The organism is Streptococcus sp. P25B114 (genome assembly GCF_053010325.1).
Genome location: NZ_JBRKNW010000006.1, coordinates 69,985 through 93,363 on the forward strand (window position 1 = coordinate 69,985; position 23,379 = coordinate 93,363).

The 23,379-nt window shown below is 43.7% G+C and carries 26 protein-coding genes, 1 other RNA gene and 2 pseudogenes; 5 read left to right on the forward strand and 24 right to left on the reverse strand.

What is annotated here, in order from left to right; translation table 11 throughout:
* Positions 1–141: 141 nt before the first annotated feature.
* A complete protein-coding gene (locus ACVC7T_RS04330) occupies positions 142–1,089 on the reverse strand; it encodes a LacI family DNA-binding transcriptional regulator (RefSeq protein WP_105111112.1) in 948 nt (315 codons plus the stop codon).
* Between the two features lie 262 nt (positions 1,090–1,351).
* Between ACVC7T_RS04330 and ACVC7T_RS04335 the strand changes: the two are divergent.
* Positions 1,352–1,597: pseudogene (locus tag ACVC7T_RS04335) on the forward strand (hypothetical protein); the annotation flags it as partial.
* Here the strand turns inward: ACVC7T_RS04335 and gap are convergent.
* From gap to tsaB, 6 genes are all read right to left on the reverse strand, one after another.
* Positions 1,543–2,553, reverse strand: a complete 1,011-nt coding sequence (gene gap / locus ACVC7T_RS04340) for a type I glyceraldehyde-3-phosphate dehydrogenase (RefSeq protein WP_105123035.1) — start codon at positions 2,551–2,553, stop codon at positions 1,543–1,545. The pseudogene ACVC7T_RS04335 and the gene gap overlap by 55 nt on opposite strands.
* Positions 2,554–2,844: 291 nt before the next feature.
* Positions 2,845–3,171 carry an AzlD domain-containing protein gene (locus tag ACVC7T_RS04345; RefSeq protein ID WP_105111114.1) on the reverse strand — a complete coding sequence of 109 codons (327 nt, stop codon included), beginning with the start codon at positions 3,169–3,171 and terminating at the stop codon, positions 2,845–2,847.
* Positions 3,161–3,859: an AzlC family ABC transporter permease gene (locus tag ACVC7T_RS04350; RefSeq protein ID WP_447262552.1), complete on the reverse strand. Its 699-nt coding sequence runs from the start codon at positions 3,857–3,859 to the stop codon at positions 3,161–3,163. Before ACVC7T_RS04350 ends, ACVC7T_RS04345 begins: the two co-directional genes overlap by 11 nt.
* 56 nt (positions 3,860–3,915) lie before the next feature.
* Positions 3,916–4,923 carry a tRNA (adenosine(37)-N6)-threonylcarbamoyltransferase complex transferase subunit TsaD gene (tsaD, locus tag ACVC7T_RS04355; RefSeq protein ID WP_105111116.1) on the reverse strand — a complete coding sequence of 336 codons (1,008 nt, stop codon included), beginning with the start codon at positions 4,921–4,923 and terminating at the stop codon, positions 3,916–3,918.
* Positions 4,913–5,353 (reverse strand): ribosomal protein S18-alanine N-acetyltransferase, encoded by a 441-nt coding sequence (gene rimI / locus ACVC7T_RS04360; RefSeq protein WP_172096375.1) that lies wholly within the window; start codon positions 5,351–5,353, stop codon positions 4,913–4,915. Before rimI ends, tsaD begins: the two co-directional genes overlap by 11 nt.
* Complete coding sequence (gene tsaB / locus ACVC7T_RS04365; RefSeq protein ID WP_394735632.1) at positions 5,350–6,033, reverse strand: tRNA (adenosine(37)-N6)-threonylcarbamoyltransferase complex dimerization subunit type 1 TsaB; 684 nt, start codon at positions 6,031–6,033, stop codon at positions 5,350–5,352. The genes rimI and tsaB overlap by 4 nt, the downstream gene beginning before the upstream one ends.
* A gap of 129 nt (positions 6,034–6,162) precedes the next feature.
* Here tsaB and ACVC7T_RS04370 point away from each other — a divergent pair.
* The 3 genes and pseudogenes from ACVC7T_RS04370 to rnjA all read left to right on the forward strand — a co-directional run.
* Positions 6,163–6,543: pseudogene (locus tag ACVC7T_RS04370) on the forward strand (IS30 family transposase); the annotation flags it as partial.
* 218 nt (positions 6,544–6,761) lie between these two features.
* Positions 6,762–6,992: a DNA-dependent RNA polymerase subunit epsilon gene (locus tag ACVC7T_RS04375; protein WP_105111122.1), complete on the forward strand. Its 231-nt coding sequence runs from the start codon at positions 6,762–6,764 to the stop codon at positions 6,990–6,992.
* Positions 6,993–6,995: 3 nt separating this feature from the next.
* The gene (gene rnjA / locus ACVC7T_RS04380) at positions 6,996–8,675 is read left to right on the forward strand and encodes a ribonuclease J1 (RefSeq protein ID WP_105111123.1); all 1,680 of its coding nucleotides are present in this window, start codon (positions 6,996–6,998) and stop codon (positions 8,673–8,675) included.
* Positions 8,676–9,066: 391 nt separating this feature from the next.
* Here the strand turns inward: rnjA and ACVC7T_RS04385 are convergent, their stop codons facing one another.
* From ACVC7T_RS04385 to gla, 8 genes are all read right to left on the reverse strand, one after another.
* Positions 9,067–9,477, reverse strand: coding sequence for a GNAT family N-acetyltransferase (locus tag ACVC7T_RS04385; protein WP_447262553.1), 411 nt, complete (start codon positions 9,475–9,477; stop codon positions 9,067–9,069).
* 47 nt (positions 9,478–9,524) lie between these two features.
* On the reverse strand, positions 9,525–10,871 hold the full coding sequence (gene glnA, locus ACVC7T_RS04390) for a type I glutamate--ammonia ligase (RefSeq protein ID WP_105111125.1): 1,347 nt from the start codon (positions 10,869–10,871) through the stop codon (positions 9,525–9,527).
* Positions 10,872–10,897: 26 nt separating this feature from the next.
* On the reverse strand, positions 10,898–11,269 hold the full coding sequence (locus ACVC7T_RS04395) for a MerR family transcriptional regulator (RefSeq protein WP_105160183.1): 372 nt from the start codon (positions 11,267–11,269) through the stop codon (positions 10,898–10,900).
* 79 nt (positions 11,270–11,348) lie between these two features.
* Positions 11,349–11,864, reverse strand: a complete 516-nt coding sequence (locus tag ACVC7T_RS04400) for an FUSC family protein (RefSeq protein WP_105160182.1) — start codon at positions 11,862–11,864, stop codon at positions 11,349–11,351.
* Positions 11,865–12,012: 148 nt separating this feature from the next.
* Positions 12,013–13,212, reverse strand: coding sequence for a phosphoglycerate kinase (locus ACVC7T_RS04405; RefSeq protein ID WP_029186866.1), 1,200 nt, complete (start codon positions 13,210–13,212; stop codon positions 12,013–12,015).
* A 244-nt stretch (positions 13,213–13,456) separates the two neighbouring features.
* A complete protein-coding gene (locus tag ACVC7T_RS04410; RefSeq protein WP_105122151.1) occupies positions 13,457–14,089 on the reverse strand; it encodes an NUDIX hydrolase in 633 nt (210 codons plus the stop codon).
* A 112-nt stretch (positions 14,090–14,201) separates the two neighbouring features.
* Positions 14,202–15,734 (reverse strand): helicase HerA-like domain-containing protein, encoded by a 1,533-nt coding sequence (locus ACVC7T_RS04415; protein ID WP_105160180.1) that lies wholly within the window; start codon positions 15,732–15,734, stop codon positions 14,202–14,204.
* 131 nt (positions 15,735–15,865) lie between these two features.
* Entirely contained in the window at positions 15,866–16,711 is an 846-nt protein-coding gene (gla, locus tag ACVC7T_RS04420) for an aquaglyceroporin Gla (RefSeq protein WP_105111131.1), read from the reverse strand.
* Between the two features lie 157 nt (positions 16,712–16,868).
* On the opposite strand from gla, the gene ACVC7T_RS04425 reads away from it, so the two are divergent.
* Entirely contained in the window at positions 16,869–17,675 is an 807-nt protein-coding gene (locus tag ACVC7T_RS04425; protein ID WP_105111132.1) for a formate/nitrite transporter family protein, read from the forward strand.
* A 154-nt stretch (positions 17,676–17,829) separates the two neighbouring features.
* On the opposite strand, the gene ffs is transcribed toward ACVC7T_RS04425, so the two are convergent.
* The 9 genes from ffs to secY form a co-directional block, all read right to left on the reverse strand.
* Positions 17,830–17,919, reverse strand: an RNA gene (gene ffs / locus ACVC7T_RS04430) — signal recognition particle sRNA small type.
* A gap of 757 nt (positions 17,920–18,676) precedes the next feature.
* Positions 18,677–19,063, reverse strand: a complete 387-nt coding sequence (gene rplQ / locus ACVC7T_RS04435; RefSeq protein ID WP_024532345.1) for a 50S ribosomal protein L17 — start codon at positions 19,061–19,063, stop codon at positions 18,677–18,679.
* 15 nt (positions 19,064–19,078) lie between these two features.
* Positions 19,079–20,017, reverse strand: a complete 939-nt coding sequence (locus ACVC7T_RS04440; RefSeq protein WP_105111778.1) for a DNA-directed RNA polymerase subunit alpha — start codon at positions 20,015–20,017, stop codon at positions 19,079–19,081.
* A gap of 44 nt (positions 20,018–20,061) precedes the next feature.
* Positions 20,062–20,445, reverse strand: coding sequence for a 30S ribosomal protein S11 (rpsK, locus tag ACVC7T_RS04445; RefSeq protein WP_004195509.1), 384 nt, complete (start codon positions 20,443–20,445; stop codon positions 20,062–20,064).
* Between the two features lie 17 nt (positions 20,446–20,462).
* A complete protein-coding gene (gene rpsM / locus ACVC7T_RS04450) occupies positions 20,463–20,828 on the reverse strand; it encodes a 30S ribosomal protein S13 (RefSeq protein WP_002936622.1) in 366 nt (121 codons plus the stop codon).
* A gap of 19 nt (positions 20,829–20,847) precedes the next feature.
* Positions 20,848–20,964, reverse strand: coding sequence for a 50S ribosomal protein L36 (rpmJ, locus tag ACVC7T_RS04455; protein WP_001808836.1), 117 nt, complete (start codon positions 20,962–20,964; stop codon positions 20,848–20,850).
* Positions 20,965–20,988: 24 nt separating this feature from the next.
* Positions 20,989–21,207: a translation initiation factor IF-1 gene (infA, locus tag ACVC7T_RS04460; protein ID WP_002936627.1), complete on the reverse strand. Its 219-nt coding sequence runs from the start codon at positions 21,205–21,207 to the stop codon at positions 20,989–20,991.
* A 121-nt stretch (positions 21,208–21,328) separates the two neighbouring features.
* The gene (locus ACVC7T_RS04465) at positions 21,329–21,970 is read right to left on the reverse strand and encodes an adenylate kinase (protein ID WP_105122395.1); all 642 of its coding nucleotides are present in this window, start codon (positions 21,968–21,970) and stop codon (positions 21,329–21,331) included.
* A gap of 93 nt (positions 21,971–22,063) precedes the next feature.
* Positions 22,064–23,374, reverse strand: coding sequence for a preprotein translocase subunit SecY (gene secY / locus ACVC7T_RS04470; RefSeq protein ID WP_105122396.1), 1,311 nt, complete (start codon positions 23,372–23,374; stop codon positions 22,064–22,066).
* Positions 23,375–23,379 lie beyond the last annotated feature (5 nt).

Genomic DNA, 23,379 nt, shown 5'->3' on the forward strand with positions numbered 1-23,379 from the left:
CTTTTGCAAACGTTTTCTTAATTGTTATCGGTAACAGCTTTCTTAATCAAAAAAGGGATTGTACTCTTTATTTACCCAGTCATCGTACCCATCAACACTGGATTTAACAACCCCTCTATTAGTTATGTAGCATCATTCATTTTATGCTCTAGTACTTTCTCTCACTACCAAGCTAGCTTGGCAAAATCGCTTTTGTTCCTTTAATTCACAGCCCTCCACCAGAGTCATTAACTGATTAACAGTAATTCTCCCCATTTTTCGGAACGGTTGCCGCATAGTGGTTAATTGAGGACGAGAAACGCGGTCAATAAAGATTCCATCAAATCCAATAATCCCATAATCTTCTGGGACTCTCTTTGATGAAAATAATAACCCCCGCTCAATACCAAGCGCTATGCGATCAGAAGCACATATAAAGCAAGTATTGGGTGATAACAAGTCCAATTGTCTTACAAAGTCTTCTGATACCCTAGACCTGTTTTCTAGACGATAAATTTTAGGGGGATGTCCCAATTCCTCCATTGCCTCTACATACCCAGCTTCCCTAGATTGTGCAAAGGCATCTGGCAAATCTATCCCAACAAATACGACCTGTTCATAGCTTTTCTCAAAGGCAAAGCGACTTGCTTGGTAGGTTGCTTCCTTATTGTGTGTATCTACAAACGGAAGTCCCACCATATTTTCGCCAAATAAGACTACGGGTTTCAACAAACTCCGCAACCAGCCATAATCTTCTATACGCGCGCCCGTGACAATGTAGCCGTCACATTGTTCTGTCACTTGATTCCGATCCGTCACAATTTGCATTGTATAGTTTTTTTCGCTCAGTCCGAGTGAAATTCCTGCTATCAACTCAGCATAATAAGGCTCGACAGTCTCCATTTCCTCTAAGATAATGACCTGGACTGTCAGAGTTCGTTGTTGTGCAAGGGCTTTTGCCACAACATTCGGTTGATAATCTAACTCTTTCATTGCTAACAAGACCATCTGTTTTAACTCTTCCGTAACGAGTTCTGGATGATTCAGAACCCTGGAAACTGTCATCTTTGAAACATTGGCCCTTTTCGCCACATCTGCCAACGTCGTCATATATCTCCTCTCTTATTTTCTAGCCAAAATATGCAAACGTTTTCTTGGTGTTATTATATATTATTTACTACTAAAAAGTAAAGCACTTTCATCACATTATTTTACAAGAATTTTCTGAATAATCCGCGAATCTGTTTTTTTAATTATAAAAAGGCCTATTTATTAGACCTTTTAACTGTATTTAAAAAGACGGTGTTGACATAACCCTTGAGAAGATACGTTGAACTTAATCCTAGTCAAGTCTTCTTGTTTTAGATAGAACTCTTTGGCGTGCTTAAATCTCAAAAAACTTGTCAAAAGGATGGCGGGAGAGCCTTTTTATTTTGTCCAGATGAGGTGGTTTAAGCACCAAAACAGACACTTTTCTCTAAAAACAGTAAAAAAGACAAATACCGAAACGATATTTGTCTGCAATCTGAAGAGGCCGAAGCCTCTTTTCATTTTCACTAAGGATTATTTAGCGATTTTTGCGAAGTACTCAAGAGTACGAACAAGTTGTGAAGTGTAAGACATTTCGTTGTCGTACCATGAAACAACTTTCACCAATTGTTTGCCGTCAACGTCAAGAACTTTAGTTTGAGTTGCGTCGAACAATGAACCGTATGAGATACCTACGATATCTGAAGATACGATTTGGTCTTCAGTGTAACCGTAAGACTCGTTAGCAGCAGCTTTCATTGCAGCGTTGATTTCGTCAACAGTTACGTTTTTCTCAAGAACAGCAACCAATTCAGTTACAGAACCTGTTGGAGTAGGTACGCGTTGTGCAGCACCGTCCAATTTACCGTTCAATTCTGGGATTACCAAGCCGATAGCTTTAGCAGCACCAGTTGAGTTAGGAACGATGTTTGCAGCACCAGCGCGCGCACGACGAAGGTCACCACCACGGTGTGGTCCGTCAAGGATCATTTGGTCACCAGTGTAAGCGTGGATAGTTGTCATCAAACCTTCAACAACACCGAAGTTGTCTTGAAGAGCTTTAGCCATTGGAGCCAAACAGTTTGTAGTACATGAAGCACCAGAGATAACTGTTTCAGTACCATCAAGGATATCGTGGTTAGTGTTGAAAACGATTGTTTTAACGTCGTTACCGCCAGGTGCAGTGATAACAACTTTCTTAGCACCATTTTCATGGATGTGTTGCTCAGCAGCAGACTTAGATGCAAAGAAACCAGTTGCTTCAAGAACGATTTCTACACCGTCAGTAGCCCAGTCAATGTTAGCTGGTTCGCGTTCTGCAGAAACTTTAACGAATTTACCGTTAACTTCGAAACCACCATCTTTAACTTCAACAGTACCGTCGAAACGACCTTGAGTTGTGTCGTATTTCAACAAGTGTGCAAGCATTGCTGGATCTGTAAGGTCGTTGATACGAGTAACTTCAACACCTTCAACATTTTGGATACGACGGAATGCAAGACGACCGATACGACCGAAACCGTTAATACCAACTTTAACTACCATTTATGATTTCCTCCTTATGAAAATCGAGTTGTATTTTTAAAAGGCAAGCCTTTTAATCCTTTTTGTGAAAAATATAACTTGTAGATTTGCAAGTTAGTTTTCAACGTCCTTATTATATAACTTATTTTATAAAAATGCAAGAGATTCATGAGCATTAAGAAATTAAACCAACAGACCTATCTTCAAACCAATTATTCCACTGCTTTCAAACGTCACTATCACCAATCGCCGTCTAAGTGGAGGCAAGAAAATCGCTAAGCCAAGGAAGAGTCCCAGCCCTTCCTTTTTTTTCTATATAGATACCAATCTTAGCAGCGCTGTCGTCAGAACACCAACCAGGACCGCAAGCAAGATGTTTTTCGTCTTGAGAACCACCAAAAAAGTTGGAAGTAAAGCTAGGCTTTCTACCGGCAAGAAGCTCGGCAACCGTCCAACCTCCTCGTCCATAATACTAGATAAGGTCAAGGCAAAGATAATGGTCAGCGGCAAAAAGCTGAGAAACTTGACCAGTCTATCAGGCAAACCTTTTTTTTGAGTCAAGACAAACGGGAGAATCCGCGGAAACCAAGTCACCGCAGCCGCAGCTAGAATAATCAAAAATATAGTTTTATTGACCATCAACCATCACCCCCACTGTACATCCAACAAGCGTCGCCAACAAGACCGCCAAATAAGACGAGACTAGGCTTGCCAAGCCAACATAAACCACCAAAACCGAAAGCAAAATCAAACCAATCTTCTTCATAGGAAGTTGCCGAGCCATAGCCTCCAATTGGCCAGAAAAAATCCCAACAAACATGGCGATCAAAGCAAAATCCAAGCCCAAAGCCTCAGGATTAGCAATCAAACCGCCCAGCACATTTCCCAAAACTGTAAAGATAAACCAAGAGGCATAGCTGGCTAGATTATTGCCATACATCCAGCTGGGCGCAATCTGCTTTTCCTCAACATGCTTTCGCAAAAGCACCGCATAAGATTCATCCGTCAAGAGGGAACCTATCAAAATATTAGAACCCAGGCTATTGCCTTGAAAAATCGTTGTCGTGTGCAAACTCATCAAAAAATGGCGGATATTAACAAAAAATACCGTCACCGCAATGGACAAAAGCGGGGCCCCAGCTAAAATCATAGCACACATGACAAACTGGGCACTCCCCGCGTAAACCAAGAGACTCATCAGCCCCATCTCAACGGCTGTAATCCCTGAATTGACCGAGACCACCCCGCAAGCAAAACCGATGCTAGCATAACCCAAAACCGTCGGCAGAGCTGCTTCCATGCCCGACCGAAAATTCATATCCTTCATATCTTCTCCTATTGATAACGAGAGGCTGGGCAAACGTCCAACCTCTCACAAAACTCTTACAAATTATCAAACGCCAAACTCGGCTTGGCATTGAGCTCCCAACTCGCAAAGTTACCCTTGTTGTACTCGGACACAGCCGCAAGAGCAATCATCCCGGCATTGTCACCACAAAGACGAAGAGGTGGGATAATCACATCCACATCGGTGATTTCAGCCGCCAGACGCTCACGCAAGCCTTGATTGGCTGCTACACCGCCCGCCACAACCAAGGTCTTGACAGGGTATTGCTCCAAGGCCTTCTTGGTTTTAGCCATGAGAATGTCCATAACACAAGCTTGGAAAGAGGCTGACAGGTCCGCATTGGACAAGGTCTCCCCTTTTTGCTGGGCATTATGGTAGAGGTTGATAAAGGCCGACTTGAGACCCGAAAATGAAAACTCCAGATTATCTTCCTTGATCATAGCCCGCGGGAAATTGTAAATGTCCTCACCTTGATGAGCCAATTCATCAATGACCCGACCAGCCGGATAAGGCAAGCCCATAACGCGACCGACCTTGTCATAAGCCTCACCGACCGCATCATCGCGCGTCTCACCGACAATCTTGTAGTCGCCCGCTTCTGACACATAGACCAACTCCGTGTGCCCACCGCTGACCAAGAGAGCCAAGAGCGGAAACTCCAATTCCTTGACCGCACGCGCCGCCATCAAATGCCCTGCCATGTGGTTGACAGGAATTAAAGGCAAACCATGTGCCCAGGCAAAAGCCTTGGCCGCCGAAATCCCGACCAAGAGTGCCCCGACCAAGCCTGGACCGTAGGTTACCGCAACCGCTGACAAGTCCTCAGCCGTTACCTGAGCCGCAAGCAAAGCCTCCTCGATGCAAGCCGTGATAACCTCCACATGGTGGCGGCTAGCCACCTCGGGCACCACACCCCCAAAACGCTGGTGGCTGGCAACCTGACTGGCAATCACATTGGACAAAAGCTCCGCTTCACCTCGTAAAACCGCCACTGACGTCTCATCACAGGAGGTCTCAATCGCCAAAATCAATCTATCTTCCATTCCACTCTCTCTTCATTAGCACCGCGTCCTCGACAGGATGGCGGTAGTAGTCTTTTCGTTTTCCTATTTTGGTAAAATGCTGGCGTGTATAGAGGGCTTGAGCTGCACTATTAGACTCCCTCACTTCGAGGAAGATGTCACCATCCCAGTCCATCACAGCAGCCATCAGTTGACTGGCGATTCCCAGCCTCTGAAAATCAGCCTTGACAGCAATCTGCAAGATTTCCATCTCATCCAGCACCGTCTGAACAGCCAAAAATCCGACCAACTCCTGACCTTCATAGGCCAGATAATAGGTCGTATCCGCCCCAGCCATATCCGCAGCCACTTGACTTTCCGTCCAAGGCGACCGCTCATACACATCCGTCAAAACGGCATATACAGCCGGAACTAAGTCCGCCTGCCCCTCGTATTTCCTAATTTCAATCATACACGTTTGATATAGTTTTCATCACCAGCAGCATGGTCCTTGAGCCAATTTTCCTCAGCCTCGACACGTTTGAGGTAGGCTGGCTCAAAACTGGTCACTTCCACCACAGACAAGTCCTGACCAATCACCGCCAGCTGATAGGCGGACGGCAGGCTGGTTTGAATAGCCGCCTCTGGAAAAGCTTGTTTTATCTGCTCGACAAAGTTTGTTACTTCCCCGATAAAAGTCAGGTTTTCCTGACCAGACAGGCTAGCCAATAATTCCTCAAATACCCAGTATTGGTCAGCTTGAGTAGCTCTGCCATTTTCATAAACCCCAGCATAGACCGAATTGCGGCGCGCATCAATGAGCGGAACCACCCGACCAGAGAGGCCAGCTGGCACCAGCGACTGCAGGCTAGAAACCCCGACCAAATCAATCTGCAGAGTGTAAGCCAGAGTCTTGGCCGTCGCCACCGCTACCCGCAAGCCCGTGTAAGAACCAGGCCCCTGAGCCACGACAATTCGCTCCAGGTCTTTGGGTGTCCAACCGACCTGAGCCACTAAAAAATCCACTGTCGGCATGAGGCTGATACTGTGATTTTTCTTGATGGCCAAGAGCGTCTCCGCCAGCAGGCGGCCATCTTCCACCAGCGCCACCGAAAGAGCCTGATTGGAACTATCTAATGCTAAAATTTTCATGATTTTCTTCCTTTGAACTGCTATCTCTCTATTGTAAGCTATTTGAGAGAGAAATTCAAATTGAAAAGGCTAGGTTGTCTCACCCAGCCTCCTTCAGCTCTGTCAGGTCAATGACCTGGTCATAAACAATGCCTTTTGGTCTTGACGGACAGGAGAAGTCGCCACCAAATCATTCGATTGATTCCAAATAAATCGGCTAAGGCTGTGAATCAGGCCTTGAAACTCGTCTTGAAGGAGTTCCAAATCAAATCCATTACTACAGATAATGGAACCGAGTTTAGTCGCTTGTCAGAAGTGTTTCCGGAGGAACATATCTACTACGCTCACCCTTATTCTTCTTGGGAGAGAGGCACGAACGAGAATCACAATAGGCTTATCCGACGGTGGTTGCCGAAAGGAACCACAAAAACGACCTCGAAAGAAGTCGCTTTTATCGAAAATTGGATCAATGACTATCCCAAAAAATGTTTGGGCTATAAGTCACCGAGAGAATTTCTTATAGGTGGCTAACTCGGAATTTAAATTTGCCCAACAAATTGAAAACCATATCATTTTCAATTCTCCGTCAATTCAATTTACCAAGGCTTTATTTTATGGTATAATGAAGAGTAATATACCGGCTGTGAAACCTAATAACTCAAAAAAATTGAATAGACCCAACAAATAGCACCCCTATTTGTATCTTTTTCATAGACACAGTCAAAAGGAGAAAGGAAACTACACTACACATGATTTTTAAAGTATTTTACCAAGAAACCAAAGTCAGCCCACGCCGTGAGCAGACCCAAGTTCTCTATGTTCAAGTAGATGCTGCTGACGAATTGCAAGGTCGTATCAAGGTCAAGGAATTGGTTGAAAACAAGTTCCCAGCCTACAACGTCGAATTTGTCGACCTCCTATCTGACAAGCATCTCGAATACGAGAAAGAGCACGCAGATTTCAAACTTACGGAGTTCTAATCTATGTCATCAGTCAATCTAAAACCTCATGAAGTTGGCGTCTTCGCCATCGGTGGTTTGGGAGAAATCGGGAAGAACACCTACGGTATCGAGTACCAGGACGACATCCTCATCGTTGATGCCGGTATCAAGTTCCCCGAAGATGACCTATTGGGTATCGACTACGTTATCCCAGACTACTCCTATATTGTTGAAAATATCGACCGCGTCAAAGGCTTGGTCATTACCCACGGGCACGAGGACCACATCGGGGGGATTCCTTTCCTACTCAAACAAGCCAATGTCCCTATCTACGCAGGTCCCCTAGCCCTAGCCCTTATTCGTGGCAAATTAGAAGAGCACGGTCTCCTTCGTGATGCCAAACTGTTTGAAATTAACCACAATACAGAATTGACTTTTAAACACCTCAAGGTCAGCTTCTTCCGCACCACCCACTCCATTCCAGAACCCCTGGGTGTTGTGGTCGATACACCGCAAGGAAAAATCGTCTGTACCGGTGACTTCAAGTTTGACTTTACCCCAGTTGGTGAGCCAGCTGATTTGCACCGTATGGCAGCCCTGGGAGAAGAAGGCGTTCTCTGCCTCCTCTCTGACTCGACTAACGCTGAAGTTCCGACCTTTACCAACTCTGAAAAAGTGGTCGGTCAGTCCATCATGAAGCTGATTGAAGGCATCCACGGGCGTATTATCTTCGCATCCTTTGCCTCCAACATCTTCCGCCTCCAGCAGGCTGCAGATGCTGCTGTCAAGACCGGTCGTAAGATTGCTGTCTTTGGCCGCTCCATGGAAAAAGCTATTGTCAACGGTATTGAGCTGGGCTACATCAAGGTGCCGAAAGATACCTTTATCGAGCCAAATGAAATCAAGGAATACCCTGCCAACGAGATAATGATTCTCTGTACAGGTAGTCAAGGAGAGCCAATGGCGGCCCTCTCGCGGATTGCCCACGGTACCCACCGTCAGGTCCAACTCCAGCCAGGCGATACGGTTATCTTCTCATCTTCGCCGATTCCGGGAAATACCACAGGTGTCAACAAGCTCATCAATATCTTGATTGAGGCTGGTGTCGATGTCATCCACGGTAAGATTAACAACATCCATACCTCCGGACACGGTGGCCAGCAGGAACAAAAACTCATGCTCCGCTTGATTAAGCCAAAATTCTTCATGCCTGTGCATGGTGAATACCGCATGCAAAAAATCCATGCCAGTCTAGCTGTTGATACTGGAGTTCCTAAGGATAACATCTTCATCATGGAAAACGGAGATGTCCTGGCTCTGACCAAGGACAGAGCCCGCATGGCCGGTCAATTCAACGCCCAAGATATCTACGTTGACGGAAACCGTATCGGTGAAATCGGAGCCGCTGTCCTCAAAGATCGTCGTGATTTATCTGAAGACGGTGTGGTCCTTGCAGTCGCAACCGTAGACTTCAAGACCAAGATGATTTTGGCTGGACCAGATGTCCTCAGCCGAGGTTTCATCTACATGCGTGAATCAGGCGACCTGATTCGTGAGAGCCAGCGCGTTCTCTTCAACGCCATCCGTATCGCCATGCGCAACAAGGATGCCAATATCCAAACGGTCAACGGCGCTATTGTCAACGCCCTGCGACCATTCCTTTATGAAAAAACAGAACGGGAGCCAATCATCATTCCAATGATTCTGACCCCCGATCACTAAACAAACTAAATCGAAGCAGGATTCCTCTTCGATTTTTTTATTTGAAAAAATTGGGAGCGGGAAAGAACTCGACTAATGAAAAGAGAGTTCGTCAACAAGTCCTTATTTCCAGTTGTTGAGCTGAAACAGTCTATCCCCAGACTGTTTCACTCCCGCCCCCGCACAGCTCCAACAGTCAGAGCAGTGACTGTTGGAGGTTGGAAATTGAACGAACGGAGTTCGTATCATTCGTTAGGACTGGTTCGGAGCGTCAAACGCGAAGGAAATGAGGCTTTCTACGCAACCCTTATTTCCAACTTCAAAAGGTTCCCCGAACCTTATGAACAATCAACTCCTACGTCAATATGTTTTTACTAATCAATGAGGTTGAGGTTGGACTTTATGCCCAACCTCAACCTTTTCCTATTCCTATTCTCCTTATGAAGTGATATTTGGTGACACCTTTGAGGGGAACGTCCTCTAAACTCGCGTATTGTTCATAGCCATTTTTCAAGTAGAAATCCTTAGCTTGGTAGGATTTGGTGGATAGGGTAATGCTGGTCACTTCCAGTTCTCTGGCCAGCTCCTCCAATTCTGACAACAATTGACTACCCAGCCCCAAACCTTGCGCTTCTTTAGCCACTACCAAAGCTTTGACATGAATAGTTTCCAATGTCTTCACCGCCTGCAGGACACCGACCAACTGACCGTCCTGTTCTTTGGTCAATACAAGCTCAGTCGGCGACAGTTTCTCTAAAGACTCCGGACCAAATTCCTCTACAAATTGCTGGTCAAACACCTGATTTACAAACTCATCAATCATTTTCCACCTCCATCGATAGAAAAAGAAACCCGAAGGCTTCTTTCCTCTTAATATAAATCCAAGTAGTTATCAATTTCCCACTTAGAAACGTAGGTCGCGTAGCTTGCCCACTCGATTTTCTTAGCTTCAATGAAGTTGGTGTAGATGTGCTCACCTAGGGCTGCACGCACCACTTCGTCCTTGCGGAGAGCCTTGAGGGCATTGTGCAGAGTTGAAGGAAGATCAGTGATGCCTGCTTCACGACGCTCTTCATCAGACATGGCATAAATATTTGACTCTACAGGAGCTGGGGCTTCAATCTTATTTTTGATTCCTTCTAAACCAACTTCCAACAGAACGGCCATAGCCAAGTAAGGGTTAGCAGTTGGGTCTACAGAACGCAATTCCAAGCGAGTTCCCATTCCACGAGATGCAGGTACGCGCACCAATGGCGAGCGGTTCTTACCAGCCCAAGCAATGTAAACTGGCGCCTCGAAACCTGGAACCAAACGCTTGTAAGAGTTAACCGTTGGGTTGGTAATGGCAGTATAGTTATAGGCATGCTTGATCAAACCACCAAGGAAATAGTAGGCTGTTTCAGACAATTGCATACCATTCGGATCTTCTGGATCATAGAAAGCATTGTTTCCATCCTTATCAAACAAGGACATGTTACAGTGCATACCAGATCCTGCGATACCAAACTTAGGTTTGGCCATAAAGGTCGCATACATCCCGTGCTTACGGGCAATGGTCTTAACAACCAACTTAAAGATTTGGATATTATCACAAGCTTTTAAGACATCCTCATATTTGAAGTCGATTTCGTGCTGACCTACTGCCACTTCGTGGTGACTCGCTTCCACTTCAAAGCCCATTTCTGTCAGAACGTTTACGATTTCACGACGTGTATTATCAGCAAGGTCTGTTGGAGCAAGGTCAAAATAACCACCCTTATCATTCACTTCAAGTGTTGGGTTTCCGTGTTCATCCATCTTAAAGAGGAAGAACTCTGGTTCTGGACCAAGGTTGAATGATGAGAAACCTGCTTCTTCCATATGGCGAAGAGATTTCTTCAAATTTCCACGTGGGTCACCCGCAAAAGGCTTGCCATCAGTTGTATAAATATCACAGATCAAACCAGCTACACGACCATTTTCATCTCCCCAAGGGAAAATAGTCCAGGTATTCAAGTCAGGGTAGAGATACATATCTGATTCATTGATACGAACAAAACCTTCGATAGAAGATCCATCAAACATAACCTTGTTTGACAAAACCTTATCCACCTGCTCATCTGTTGCAGGAATTTCCACGTTCTTCATGATCCCCATAATATCTGTAAACATGAGACGTAGGAAGGTAACGTTTTTCTCTTTAATATCGCGTTTAATATCCGCTACTGTAATTGACATTGCTTTCTCCTCTATATTTGTGCTCTTTAAGATGACCGAAAAATGGAACTCGGACTTGAAAATCGTCCTTGTCGACTGAATTCATCATGCAAGATACGGCGAACATCCTCGTCCGTCAAGGTCTTGGTTTCCTGTTTGACTTTTTCTTTTACCTGACGATCAGCATATTCCTTCTTAATCGCAGCAATATTCAAACCCTCATCCAAGAAATCCTTGATTTCCAAGAGCAAGTCCATATCATTTAGAGAATACAAGCGACGGTTTCCTTCATTACGCTCAGGCTTAATCAAGCCCTGGTCCTCATAATAGCGAATCTGTCGGGCCGTCAGGTCAGTCAACTTCATCACACTACCAATCGGAAAAATGGCTAAGGAACGACGGAACTCTTTTTCTCTCATAATGAACTCCTTTCTGCACACTATTATAGGGGAAATTTTTCTGGGCGTCAATATGTGATGTCACATTTTGTGACATATTTTATCTCAAAAAGCGCTTTTTCAGCTTTTCCAGGTCATAATTAACCAGAATTGCTACAAAAACTCCTACAAATGTCTCAAAAACCCTTGTCAAAGCATAGACAATAGTCGAATCCCCTGCAGGTACCGACAAAGCAATGATTAGTAGAGTAGCAACACCACTGACAACCCCGGCAGTATTATTGAATGCCACATTGGTCATAATGGTCAACATGGTAAAAATCGGTATGGCAATCAAGGTTACCCAAAAACTCTGTGAAAAGAAATCACTGAGGATGAAAAAGAGCAAGGCATAAAAACCACCGATAGAATTGCTGAGGACACGAGAAGAGCCAAAATGCACACTCTTGCCAAAATCCTCCCGCAGACTAAAGACCGCAGACAGAGCTGCTATCTGGAACCCATCCCATTTTAAGAGGTGAAACAGTAATATAACAAAGAAAACTGCGAGTCCCGACTTAAGGGTCCGCATCCCTAACTTAAACTTCTTGGGGTCAAATCGATATCTCTTAAACATACTACTATTCTAACATGATTTAGCAAAAATGTTTATCAAATGCCTGCAAAGATTGTGACAAATGGATGATATTGGCTGAACTCAATACTTTTCAAAGACTAGATAAGCTAACAAAAAACGACGGTCACCCGTCGTTTGATTGATTAGCTTATTTCTCAGTCAATGCTGCAAGTCCTGGCAATACTTTACCTTCAAGCAATTCCATTGATGCACCACCACCAGTAGAGATCCATGAGAACTTGTCTGCACGGCCAAGGTTGATAGCTGCTGCTGCTGAGTCACCACCACCGATGATTGATTTCACGCCTGGTTGTTTCACGATAGCATCCATTACACCGATTGTACCCGCTTGGAAGTCTGGGTTTTCAAATACACCCATAGGTCCGTTCCAAACAACTGTTTTGGCACCAGTCAAGGCTTCGTCAAACTTAGCGATTGACTTAGGACCGATATCAAGACCAAGGAAGCCTTCTGAAACTGCTTCGCCTTCTGTATCACGAACTTCAGTATAACCAGCAAATGCGTTTGCTTCTTTTGAGTCAACTGGCAAGATCAATTTACCATTTGATTTTTCAAGCAATTCTTTTGCGACATCCAATTTGTCTTCTTCTACAAGTGAGTTACCGATTTCGATACCTTGAGCTTTGTAGAATGTGTAAGTCATACCACCACCGATAAGAACTTTATCAGCTTTTTCAAGAAGGTTTTCGATAACACCGATCTTATCAGATACTTTTGAACCACCAAGGATTGCTACGAATGGACGCTCTGGAGTTTCAACAGCTTCTTGGATGTATGCAATTTCGTTTTCCAAAAGGAAACCAGCTACTGCTTTTTCTACGTTTGCTGAGATACCAACGTTTGATGCGTGTGCACGGTGTGCAGTACCAAATGCATCGTTAACGAAGATACCATCACCAAGTGAAGCCCAGTATTTACCAAGTTCTTCGTCGTTTTTAGATTCTTTCTTACCATCAACATCTTCAAAACGAGTGTTTTCAACAAGGAGAACTTGTCCATCTTCCAAAGCGTTGATTGCTGCTTCCAATTCAGCACCACGGGTAGCACCAGCGATGAAAGCAACGTCTTGACCCAATTTAGCTGCTAAGTCTGCTGCTACAGGAGCCAATGATTTACCTTCTTTGTCAGCTTCTTCTTTCACACGACCAAGGTGAGAGAAAAGAATTGCACGTCCACCTTGCTCAAGAATATACTTGATAGTTGGAAGAGCTGCTGTAATACGGTTATCGTTAGTGATAACGCCATCTTTCAAAGGAACGTTAAAGTCCACACGGACAAGGACTTTTTTGCCCTTCAATTCAACGTCTTTAACAGTCAATTTAGCCATTTGTTAGACTCCTTAAAAAATTTTTACCTTTCAATTGTACCATATTTTTAACATTTTTCCCATTCAAAGAAAAATTTTTCACAAGATAATGATCAATCTAAGACCAAGTACGAACAATCAGCTGCAGCAACCAAAAGAAACTGGCACAAAGTCCAGTTTCCATTAGCATTTTTTGGTAACATTTTCCAGATAGCCTAGAGAATCCAGAGCAACAGAGCTATACTTCACTCTGCTCTAGTCAACTTTACCTTGACTCTCCCATTTCTAAATCAATCTGGCTTGTCCTGATGATTTCTGTAAAGCAATGGGTAAATTGAGCCGTGATTCCCCAAACTGTTTCTGGCAGGTTATCATAAAAGGGGATAGACCGTTTGTGGTGCTTGAAAGGATAGTCCCGACCACCACGAATTCGCTCGAAGGGAAAATCTTGCTCCGGATCCAGACGAAGATAGAGGGGATAGTAGATTGGGTCCTGCTCAAGGAGTGTTGCCAGAGGCACGGTGAACAAGCGGGCCACCTCTTCATTGGGTACAATCTCTTTCCAGTCTATGTTTAAGCGACCGACAAAACAGCGGATAGTTGATTTGCCAAAGACCAGATAGTCAATTTCCCCTAAGATTTCTATAGATTCCTCTGCAAGATTCAGTTCTTCTACTACCTCACGGACCACCGCCGTCTCAGCCGATTCCCCCTCTTCGATACCTCCTCCAGGAAAAGAGACCTCCCCAGGTTGAGAAATAGACTCCGATCGGACTTCATACAAAACCTGCCACTGATCATCTGACCAGACTAGAGGCAGAAAAACCGCAAAAGACCTTTTCTCACCTAGAGGCTGAGGCTTGTAGTTGTCGAGAATTTCCTGAATCTGACGAGGCATAGAACCAACTCCTTACTAACTAGTGATAAAATCATTTTAATCTATTTCCAGCCAAATAGCAAGTGAAATAGCAAAGAAAAACTGAGACGGTGTGTTCTCAGTTTTAGCAGACTTACTTCCCTTTCAGCATGCCCATAATACCTCTGGTCACCACGCGCCCGACTTCCCGGCCGACTTGGCTCATGAGATTTTTGGTAAAGCGGTCCATCATCGAATCGGAACGTTTGGCAGCTGGTTTGCTGGCCTTGGCCTCTGCTTTTGCTCTTTCCTTGGCAGCCTTTTCTTCCAATTTTGCTGTTTCTTTGGCGGCTTTTTCTGCTGCTTTTTTCGCCTCCGCCTGCTCTGCTTGCTTGATCAACTGCGCCTCTTTTTCTTGGGTCAGCGCTAGAATTTGCTCATGGGCAGATTCTCGGTCAACCGCGTCCGCATATTTGTCCATCAGAGAAGAATTATTGATGGCAGACAAGACCAGAGTCGCATCAGCTGTTCCCAACTGACTCTTCGGCGGATAAATCATCACCCGGTCTGCAAAGCTTGGTGTTCCATCCGCCTGCAAGGTCGAGACAACTGCCTCTCCGACCTGCAATTCTTGAATGACCTTGGCTAAGTCCTCAGCTCTTTCTTGACGGAAGGTATCCGCCACTGTCGCCACCGTTTTCAGTTCCTTAGGTGTGAAAGCGCGGAGCCCATGCTGGATACGGTTACCCAGCTGGCTAGCGATGCTATCAGGAATATCGGTCGGATTTTGCGTAACGAAAAAGACACCAACACCTTTTGAACGAATCAGGCGAACAATCAACTCAATCTTCTCCAGCAAGACCTTCGGTGCATCCTTGAAGAGCACATGGGCCTCGTCAAAGAAGAAGACCATCTTGGGCTTATCTAGGTCGCCTACTTCCGGTAAAATTTCGTAGAGTTCCGACAAAAGACTGAGCAGAACGGTCGAATAAAGCGTCGGCTGATTGAAAAGTTCTGTCGCCTGCAAGACATTGATAACCCCTTGTCCATCAGCAGTTGTCCGCATCAAATCCGCAATCTCCAAGCTGGGCTCACCGAAGAACAGTTTCCCGCTCTGCTGTTCCAAGACCACCAAACTCCGCAAGATGGCACCGACCGAACGAGCTGGAATATTGCCGTAATATTGACTAAGCTCTTGAGCATTTTCAGCCACAAAATTGAGCATGGCCCGCAAGTCCATAAGGTCCAGCAACAGCAGACCACGTTCATCCGCCACACTAAAGACTATATTGAGAATGGATTCCTGCGTATCATTGAGCCCCAGCAAACGGGTCAAAAGCACCGGCCCCATCTCAGAAATAGTCATCCGTACTGGAATCCCATTTTCACCGAAAACATCCCACAGCTCAACGGTATAACTCCTCGGCGAATAATCTGCATACTGAGTCTGCTTCAAACGACTTGGGTCAATTTCCTTGGTATTGGCCTGGACCAAACTATTGAGGTCACCCTTGATGTCCGATAGAAAGACAGGAATGCCCGCCTCACTCAGTTTCTCCGCCAAAACCTTGAGCGTCACCGTCTTACCTGTCCCCGTCGCCCCGGCAATCACACCGTGCCGATTGAGGCGCTTGAGCTGGATTTCCGCCCGTGCATGCCCGTACCCAAATGCAATAACTTCTGACATAATCTGCCCTCTTTTCCGATTGTTCTGTCTATATTCTAGCATAGTTTTTAGGAAAATAGCAGAGCAGACAGCTTGCAAGTTCACCGCAACAAGAAAAAAAAAGAAAAGCCTGACGAGCAGACTTTTTCATATTACAAATATAAATATTTAAACAGGGCAACTGCAGCGATTGACGCAAGGATTGGAGCAACAACGCCGACCCATGCATACCACCATTTTGAATCAGCCTTGGCTTGACCAAGAATTGATTTTGGCAAGAAGTGGTGAACGATACGAGGACCAAGGTCACGCGCTGGGTTGAGACCAGGACCAGTTGGACCACCGACCGCTGCAACAAGTGCCATAACAAGGAAACCGATACCGACATGGGCTACTGCAATGGAACCGGCAGTATATGGCGCAACCATTGTTTCAGCAGCAGTCTTATCATAGCCTTGCTCAATCAACTTACCAACCAACTCTGCACCGAAGAAGTTCTTTGTCAAAGCAAGCGCACCGAAGAACAAGACGAATGACCCAACAAACTCATTCAAGAAACCATTGATGGTTGCTGCTTTACGGCTTTCCGCTTTGCCATTGTCCAAAGCATTGATAGTAGAGAAAGAACCCAAGACATGGTTTGAATTCTCTGTTTTCAAGAAATATGGTTTGTAAACGGTGACAACGACCAATTGACCAAACATTGCACCCAATACCTGAGCGATAATGTATTGAGCCACATGTGCCCAAGGGAATAGACCTGAAACAGCCAAACCAAGTGTGAAGGCTGGGTTGATATGGTTACCAGAAACATTACCAAACATAAGGGCTGGCATCATAACAGCCAATCCGTAGCCGATAGCGATCAAAATCCAACCTGAGTTGTTCCCTTTGGTACCTTTGAGGTCGACGTTAGCAACTGTACCATTACCGATAATAATAAGCAAGGCAGTCGCCAGAAATTCAGTGATATATTTCACTGTCCATGTTGCATCCATAAATTTCAATTCTCCTTCCGATTTATAAATATTATTGATATTCTTCATTTTATCAAGTATAATATACAAAGTAAAGCATTAACTGGAAAGTGAAACGTTTACTTTCTGAAAACATATGATTACTTACACTATTTTTCAAGCGCCAAAGGAGATTTATATGGCTTCCCAAAATGACACGCTCATTTACAATATTGACAAAAGTATCAAGAAAAAAGCAGACTTGATTGAAAACAACTTCTTCGCCTATGCAATTCGCTCAGCTATGGCCAGTGTTTACCTAGCAATTGGTTTGGCTATCTCAGTTTATACAGCTGATAAGCTCAATCATATTGTAGATGGCCTCGGTAAATTCAGCTACGGACTCATGTTCGGCTGGTGCTTGGTCATGATTCTTTATATGAACGCTGAACTAGGCACTTCTAATATGATGTACATGACCTCTGCTATCCACCGTAAAGTGATCCCTACCAAAACAGCCCTCAAGATTCTAGCTACTTGTATCTTTTTCAACTTTGTTGGGGCAGTCATTGTAGCCTATATGCTCTCCTTCACAACTCCTTACCAGGTTGGACATTTGGAACATGATAGTTACCTGATTGAAGCTGTTGTCGCAAAACTGGCAAAAACACCTCTGACACAGTTTGTCGAGGGTATCTTTGCCAACATCGTAGTAAACATCGCTGTCTTTATCTCTATGCGCATGAAAGACGATGCGGGCCGTGTTATTTCCCTCATCTTTATCATCTTTATCTTTGCCTTCCTAGGCTTTGAGCACGTTATTGCCAACTTCTCTACCTTCTCCTTGGCCCTTTTCTCAAATGGTGGTCCAGTCGAGGGCATGACTATCCTCAGTGTCCTAAGGAATTTCCTCTTCTCAGGACTTGGAAACTACGTCGGCGGTGGTCTCCTTATCGGTCTCCTTTACAGCTGGCTCAGCGATAAATCAAAACTCTATGTCGACTAATCTAGAGAATGCGGTTTGGAAATCCAGCCGTATTTTTTGTACTCACCAATAGCCCGAGAGACCGAATATGATGCGAATAATCTAATTGCCCCTATTTCTAAAAATCAGACAGATAAAACCCTCTGAAAGCTCGATTTCAAAGGGTTTTTAGACTGTACGCAAAAAGAGCACAGACTCGACATCGCTTAGGGCTGCTGGATTCCTCCCCTGACCCGCTTCACGCACGAACCTTGCTCCATTTATTATTATATCACAAATTCACTAAAATTCAATATTTTTCTCAACTTCAAGCTTCCTGAAAATGAGAAATAAGTTCATACTCAGAGATAGATATTCTTCATCAACATCCTATCATCAACTAACCCCACTCTCAGTGTCACTTAACTAATAGACCTAAAATTCATTATCCAGGCCATCTGATAGCTTTGATTCCCCCTCATCACTTAAACTGGTCACCGTATTGGGCAAACAGATGAGTCTAACGTAACCGCCCAATAATGGAGTATCTTTTCAGCTTCCCTATTATCCAGTATACTGTTAGAGAAAACAGAACTGGAGGATTTTTTACGTCACACCCCATCGTCGCTTTGAGAAGAAAGGCAGAAACGATATTCTAATGAAAATTCATCTCGGAAAAGTGGAACTCACATTCTTTCAAGCAATCCACCAAGAGACACTAGAAACACTCTTGGATAAGGTACTGCACTATGACTATCCAGCTCAGTGATTTAGGACAAGTGCAACCGCCCACTATACTTCGTTATTGGGCAGTTGCGTCTAACACTACAGACTTATTGAATCACAAGAATTCTCCGACATTCATAGTTAACAAGAGCTAAAAAACGCCTGCTTACGAAATTATTCTAGCTTAGAGTAATTTCGTAAACAAGCGTCAAATCAATATGATGAGTGTTACCGCTGGGGCAGGCCCAGCGGTAGACCAGAGCTAGACTAAGAAGATTTCTCTTCCATCATCATAACACTCAACAAAATTGATGATCTTATACAAGTTCGATAATTGCCATTGGGGCAGCATCACCACGACGTGGTTCAGTTTTAAGGATACGAGTGTATCCACCATTGCGCTCAGCATAACGAGGTGCGATTTCTGAGAACAATTTTTGAAGAGCTGTAGTAGCTGTGTACTTATCAGTTGCTTCATCGTAGTTTTCAGATGCAATTTCGTTACGAACAAATGCAGCAGCTTGACGACGTGCGTGCAAGTCACCACGTTTACCAAGTGTGATCATTTTTTCAACTGTTTTACGGATTTCTTTAGCACGAGCTTCAGTTGTAACGATTGATTCGTTGATCAAAAGGTCAGTTGTCAAATCGCGCAACATTGCTTTACGTTGTGAGCTAGTGCGTCCTAGTTTACGGTATGCCATGATTTCCTCCTATATTTATTTATCATTTTTCAATCCAAGACCGAGTTCAGCAAGTTTAATCTTCACTTCCTCAAGACTCTTACGGCCCAGATTGCGCACTTTCATCATTTCTGGCTCAGTTTTCTCTGTCAAGTCAAACACAGTATTGATGCCTGCACGTTTAAGACAGTTGTATGAGCGAACAGAAAGATCCAATTCTTCGATCGTACGATCAAGCATACGGTCATCAGATGCTGTTTCAGATTCTTTCATCACTTCAGCTGATTTTGCAACTTCAGTCAAATCTGTAAAGAGACCCAAGTGCTCCATCAAGATACGAGCAGAAAGCCCAAGTGCATCTTCAGGAATAATTGTACCGTTTGTACTGATTTCAAGTGTCAATTTGTCAAATCCATCGTTGCTACCAACACGAGCTGGCTCAACTTGATAATTGACTTTTGTAACTGGCGTATAGATTGAATCTACCGCAAGTGTACCTACTGGTGCATCATCTTTCTTATTGCCTTCAGCTGGTACATAACCGCGACCTGCATTTACAGTTAAAATCGCTTTAAATGTTGCACCTTCAGCAATTGTGAAGAGATAATGATCAGGATTTACAATTTCAATATCACTATCTGTAAGAATATCACCTGCTGTTACCGCAGCTGGACCTACTACATCAAGTTCAATTTTCTTTTCGTCTTCGACATAAGATTTTACAGCAATGCCTTTGATGTTAAGAATGATTTGCATAACATCTTCACGGACACCTGGAACTGTGTCGAATTCGTGGAGTACACCATCAATCTTAATTGATGTTACTGCAGCACCCGGAAGTGAAGCAAGAAGTACACGACGAAGAGAGTTACCAAGAGTTGTTCCGTAACCACGTTCAAGCGGTTCGACTACAAATCTGCCGTAATCTTTATTTTCATCAATTTTTGTTATTGTTGGTTTTTCAAACTCAATCATTTCTTACTCCCTCTTAAACGAAAAGCTGTGTATGGTTGGTATGATTATACACGGCGACGTTTTGGAGGACGAGCACCATTGTGTGGTACAGGAGTCACATCACGAATTGCTGTTACTTCAAGACCAGCGGCAGCAAGAGCGCGGATAGCAGACTCACGACCTGAACCTGGGCCTTTAACGGTAACTTCAACTGTTTTAAGACCGTGTTCTTGTGCAGATTTAGCAGCTGCTTCTGAAGCCATTTGAGCTGCGAATGGTGTAGATTTACGAGAACCTTTGAAACCAAGAGCACCAGCTGATGACCAAGCAATAGCGTTACCATGCACATCAGTAATCATAACAATAGTGTTATTAAATGTAGCGTGAATATGTGCAATACCAGATTCGATATTCTTTTTCACACGACGTTTACGTGTTGGTTTAGCCAATTTTTCTACCTCCTATATTATTTTTTCTTACCTGCGATCGCAACAGCTTTACCTTTACGAGTGCGGGCATTGTTTTTAGTGTTTTGTCCACGGACAGGAAGTCCACGACGGTGACGGATACCACGGTATGAACCGATTTCCATCAAACGTTTAATGTTCAAGTTAACTTCACGACGGAGGTCACCTTCAACTTTGATTGCATCAACTTCACGACGAATAGCATCTTCTTGATCTGATGTCAAATCTTTCACGCGTACATCTTCTGAAATGCCTGCAGCTGCAAGAATTTTTTTAGATGTTGCAAGACCGATACCATATACGTATGTCAATGAAATAACTACACGTTTGTCATTTGGAATGTCAACTCCAGCAATACGAGCCATGTTTTCTCCTTTCTATATTTTAACCTTGACGTTGCTTGTGTTTAGGGTTTGCTGGGCAAATCACCATAACACGACCATTACGACGAATAACTTTGCAGTATTCGCAAATTGGTTTGACCGATGGTCTTACTTTCATGTTTTATCCCTCCAAGTATTTCGACTATTTAAAGCGGTATGTGATACGTCCACGAGTCAAGTCATACGGACTAAGCTCAACAGTTACGCGGTCTCCGACCAAAATACGAATGTAGTTCTTACGGATTTTACCAGAAACAGTTGCAAGGACTTGGTGTCCATTTTCCAACTCAACAGTAAACATAGCATTTGGCATTGTATCAACTACTTTGCCTTCAATTTCAATCACATCTTCTTTTGCCATGCAAAAGTATCCCCTCTCTAAATATCGATTTGATGCCCTCTGAACACAGAGGTAACAATTATAAGTCAGACTAGGCTATTTTATCACTTTCACAAGAAAAATGCAAGCCAAATCCATTAGATTATTTTAAATTTGACAAGACTGTGTCAATTGCTTGGAAAACAAGTTCGATGTCTTGGTCTCCCTCAATATCATGGACCAAACCTTTGGCACGATAGTGGTCAATAATTGGTTGACCTTGGGCAATATTGACCTCCAAACGGCGTTGAACAGATTCAGGCTTATCATCTTCACGCTGATAGAAATCTTCTTCTTTATAATCTCCAACAGGTGGGTTAAAGATTTTATGGAAGGTTTCACCGGTTTCTTTATGGATGATTCGACCGCTAAGACGCTCAACCAATTTAGATGGATCGATTTCAATGTTGATAACACCCTGAAGTTCAATTCCTAGATCTGCTAGGTTGGCATCCAAGGCATGCGCTTGTTCAATCGTACGTGGGTAACCATCTAGCAAGAAACCTTTTTCCTTGATGTCGTCTTGCACCAAACGCTCTTTGACGATACCATTGGTTACTTCGTCCGGAACCAAGTCGCCTTTGTCGATATACGATTTAGCAAGTAACCCCATTTCCGTTTGATTAGCCATAGCAGCACGGAACATATCGCCTGTAGAAATGTGAGCAACATTAAATTTTTCAACAATCTTAGCCGCTTGAGTCCCTTTACCAGCACCTGGCAAACCCATAATTAAAAGATTCATGACAAACTCCTTATTTTGTTTTCACATAAATTTGCCACAATTGACAAACTTATCTAAAAACAAAATAGAAGGTTGACTAGGTCAACCTATATTCTATTCTGTTACGTTCATAAAGCCTACATATTTTCTCTTGAGAAGGTATCCCTCCAATTGCTTGATACCCTCGATACTTGTCATAATCAAGATAATCAAACTAGTACCCAGGAAGGCAATATTGGAAGAAAGACCAAAAATATTTTGAGCAAGAATTGGTAACAAGGCTACAAAACTCAAGAACAAGGCACCAACTGTCGCCAGACGTTTCAACAGGACAGAGAAATACTTCTCCGTTCCATTACCTGGACGAACACCGTGGATATATGCCGCACTTTTTTGAAGACTCTCTGCCGTTTTCTCAGGATTTACCTGTACAAATGTATAGAAAAAGGTAAAAATGATAATCAATCCAGCATATACCAGCATCCCTTTAACAGTGGAATAATCAAAATACTCTTGAATACCTAGTAACCAACCCGCACTTCTGTTTTGACTAGCAAAAAATTGAATCAAAGAACTTGGTAGTGCAGTGATAGACCCGGCAAAGATAACGGGGATAACGCCTGCAGGATTCAATTTTAAGGGAAGATATGAGCTAGATGGCGCACCTTGAGCACGTTTTGTATATTGAATCGGAATCTTGTATTCAGCTTGTTGAATGTAGGTTGTAAAGTAGACTACAAACAAGATGAGTACAATCAAAAGTCCAACATAAATGATGGATTCTGTAATCCGACTAGCCTCAATATTGACAAAACGGTCGATATAAATTTCTCTAAAAGTATCTGGCAAGGATGAAATGATTCCCGCAAAGATAATCATTGATGTTCCGTTACCATAGCCCTTATCAGAAATTTGTTCTCCCAACCAAGTCACAATGACAGAACCGGTTGCCAAGATAGAACCCAGCAAAAGATAGGTCTGCCAAGTCATTGGCATATTGGTCAGTCGTGCTCCTGATAGGGCATTAAAGCTGGCGATAATCCCCATGGATTGGACAAAGGCCAAAACCAAGGAAATATAGCGAGTCGCCTGGTTTAATTTCCGACGACCAACCTCGCCCTGCTTGCCCCACTCTACAAACTTCGGCAAAATGTCCATCTGAAGCAGTTGAACAATAATCGAAGCCGTGATATAAGGGCTGACACCCAGTGCAAAAACAGAGAAATTTTTCAAAGCGTTACCCGAAACCAAACTCATCATGTTTAGGAAGGGAACGTTTGACAATGCTTCTAAGCTTTTGGCATTGACACCAGGAACGGTGATATGTGTACCAATCCTGAACACCAAAAGGATAAAAATTGTAAATAAGATTTTCTTACGAACAGCTTTTACTTTTAGAGCATCTGTTAAAAGTTTAAAAAACATAGGCG

What these genes read in the sequence shown, in the direction of transcription:
- ACVC7T_RS04330 (WP_105111112.1), bottom strand. Translation starts at nt 1,089, where the DNA reads ATGACGACGTTGGCAGATGTGGCGAAAAGGGCCAATGTTTCAAAGATG.
- gap (WP_105123035.1), bottom strand. Translation starts at nt 2,553, where the DNA reads ATGGTAGTTAAAGTTGGTATTAACGGTTTCGGTCGTATCGGTCGTCTT.
- ACVC7T_RS04345 (WP_105111114.1), bottom strand. Translation starts at nt 3,171, where the DNA reads ATGGTCAATAAAACTATATTTTTGATTATTCTAGCTGCGGCTGCGGTG.
- ACVC7T_RS04350 (WP_447262552.1), bottom strand. Translation starts at nt 3,859, where the DNA reads ATGAAGGATATGAATTTTCGGTCGGGCATGGAAGCAGCTCTGCCGACG.
- tsaD (WP_105111116.1), bottom strand. Translation starts at nt 4,923, where the DNA reads ATGGAAGATAGATTGATTTTGGCGATTGAGACCTCCTGTGATGAGACG.
- rimI (WP_172096375.1), bottom strand. Translation starts at nt 5,353, where the DNA reads ATGATTGAAATTAGGAAATACGAGGGGCAGGCGGACTTAGTTCCGGCT.
- tsaB (WP_394735632.1), bottom strand. Translation starts at nt 6,033, where the DNA reads ATGAAAATTTTAGCATTAGATAGTTCCAATCAGGCTCTTTCGGTGGCG.
- ACVC7T_RS04375 (WP_105111122.1), top strand. Translation starts at nt 6,762, where the DNA reads ATGATTTTTAAAGTATTTTACCAAGAAACCAAAGTCAGCCCACGCCGT.
- rnjA (WP_105111123.1), top strand. Translation starts at nt 6,996, where the DNA reads ATGTCATCAGTCAATCTAAAACCTCATGAAGTTGGCGTCTTCGCCATC.
- ACVC7T_RS04385 (WP_447262553.1), bottom strand. Translation starts at nt 9,477, where the DNA reads ATGATTGATGAGTTTGTAAATCAGGTGTTTGACCAGCAATTTGTAGAG.
- glnA (WP_105111125.1), bottom strand. Translation starts at nt 10,871, where the DNA reads ATGTCAATTACAGTAGCGGATATTAAACGCGATATTAAAGAGAAAAAC.
- ACVC7T_RS04395 (WP_105160183.1), bottom strand. Translation starts at nt 11,269, where the DNA reads ATGAGAGAAAAAGAGTTCCGTCGTTCCTTAGCCATTTTTCCGATTGGT.
- ACVC7T_RS04400 (WP_105160182.1), bottom strand. Translation starts at nt 11,864, where the DNA reads ATGTTTAAGAGATATCGATTTGACCCCAAGAAGTTTAAGTTAGGGATG.
- ACVC7T_RS04405 (WP_029186866.1), bottom strand. Translation starts at nt 13,212, where the DNA reads ATGGCTAAATTGACTGTTAAAGACGTTGAATTGAAGGGCAAAAAAGTC.
- ACVC7T_RS04410 (WP_105122151.1), bottom strand. Translation starts at nt 14,089, where the DNA reads ATGCCTCGTCAGATTCAGGAAATTCTCGACAACTACAAGCCTCAGCCT.
- ACVC7T_RS04415 (WP_105160180.1), bottom strand. Translation starts at nt 15,734, where the DNA reads ATGTCAGAAGTTATTGCATTTGGGTACGGGCATGCACGGGCGGAAATC.
- gla (WP_105111131.1), bottom strand. Translation starts at nt 16,711, where the DNA reads ATGGATGCAACATGGACAGTGAAATATATCACTGAATTTCTGGCGACT.
- ACVC7T_RS04425 (WP_105111132.1), top strand. Translation starts at nt 16,869, where the DNA reads ATGGCTTCCCAAAATGACACGCTCATTTACAATATTGACAAAAGTATC.
- rplQ (WP_024532345.1), bottom strand. Translation starts at nt 19,063, where the DNA reads ATGGCATACCGTAAACTAGGACGCACTAGCTCACAACGTAAAGCAATG.
- ACVC7T_RS04440 (WP_105111778.1), bottom strand. Translation starts at nt 20,017, where the DNA reads ATGATTGAGTTTGAAAAACCAACAATAACAAAAATTGATGAAAATAAA.
- rpsM (WP_002936622.1), bottom strand. Translation starts at nt 20,828, where the DNA reads ATGGCTCGTATTGCTGGAGTTGACATTCCAAATGACAAACGTGTAGTT.
- rpmJ (WP_001808836.1), bottom strand. Translation starts at nt 20,964, where the DNA reads ATGAAAGTAAGACCATCGGTCAAACCAATTTGCGAATACTGCAAAGTT.
- infA (WP_002936627.1), bottom strand. Translation starts at nt 21,207, where the DNA reads ATGGCAAAAGAAGATGTGATTGAAATTGAAGGCAAAGTAGTTGATACA.
- ACVC7T_RS04465 (WP_105122395.1), bottom strand. Translation starts at nt 21,970, where the DNA reads ATGAATCTTTTAATTATGGGTTTGCCAGGTGCTGGTAAAGGGACTCAA.
- secY (WP_105122396.1), bottom strand. Translation starts at nt 23,374, where the DNA reads ATGTTTTTTAAACTTTTAACAGATGCTCTAAAAGTAAAAGCTGTTCGT.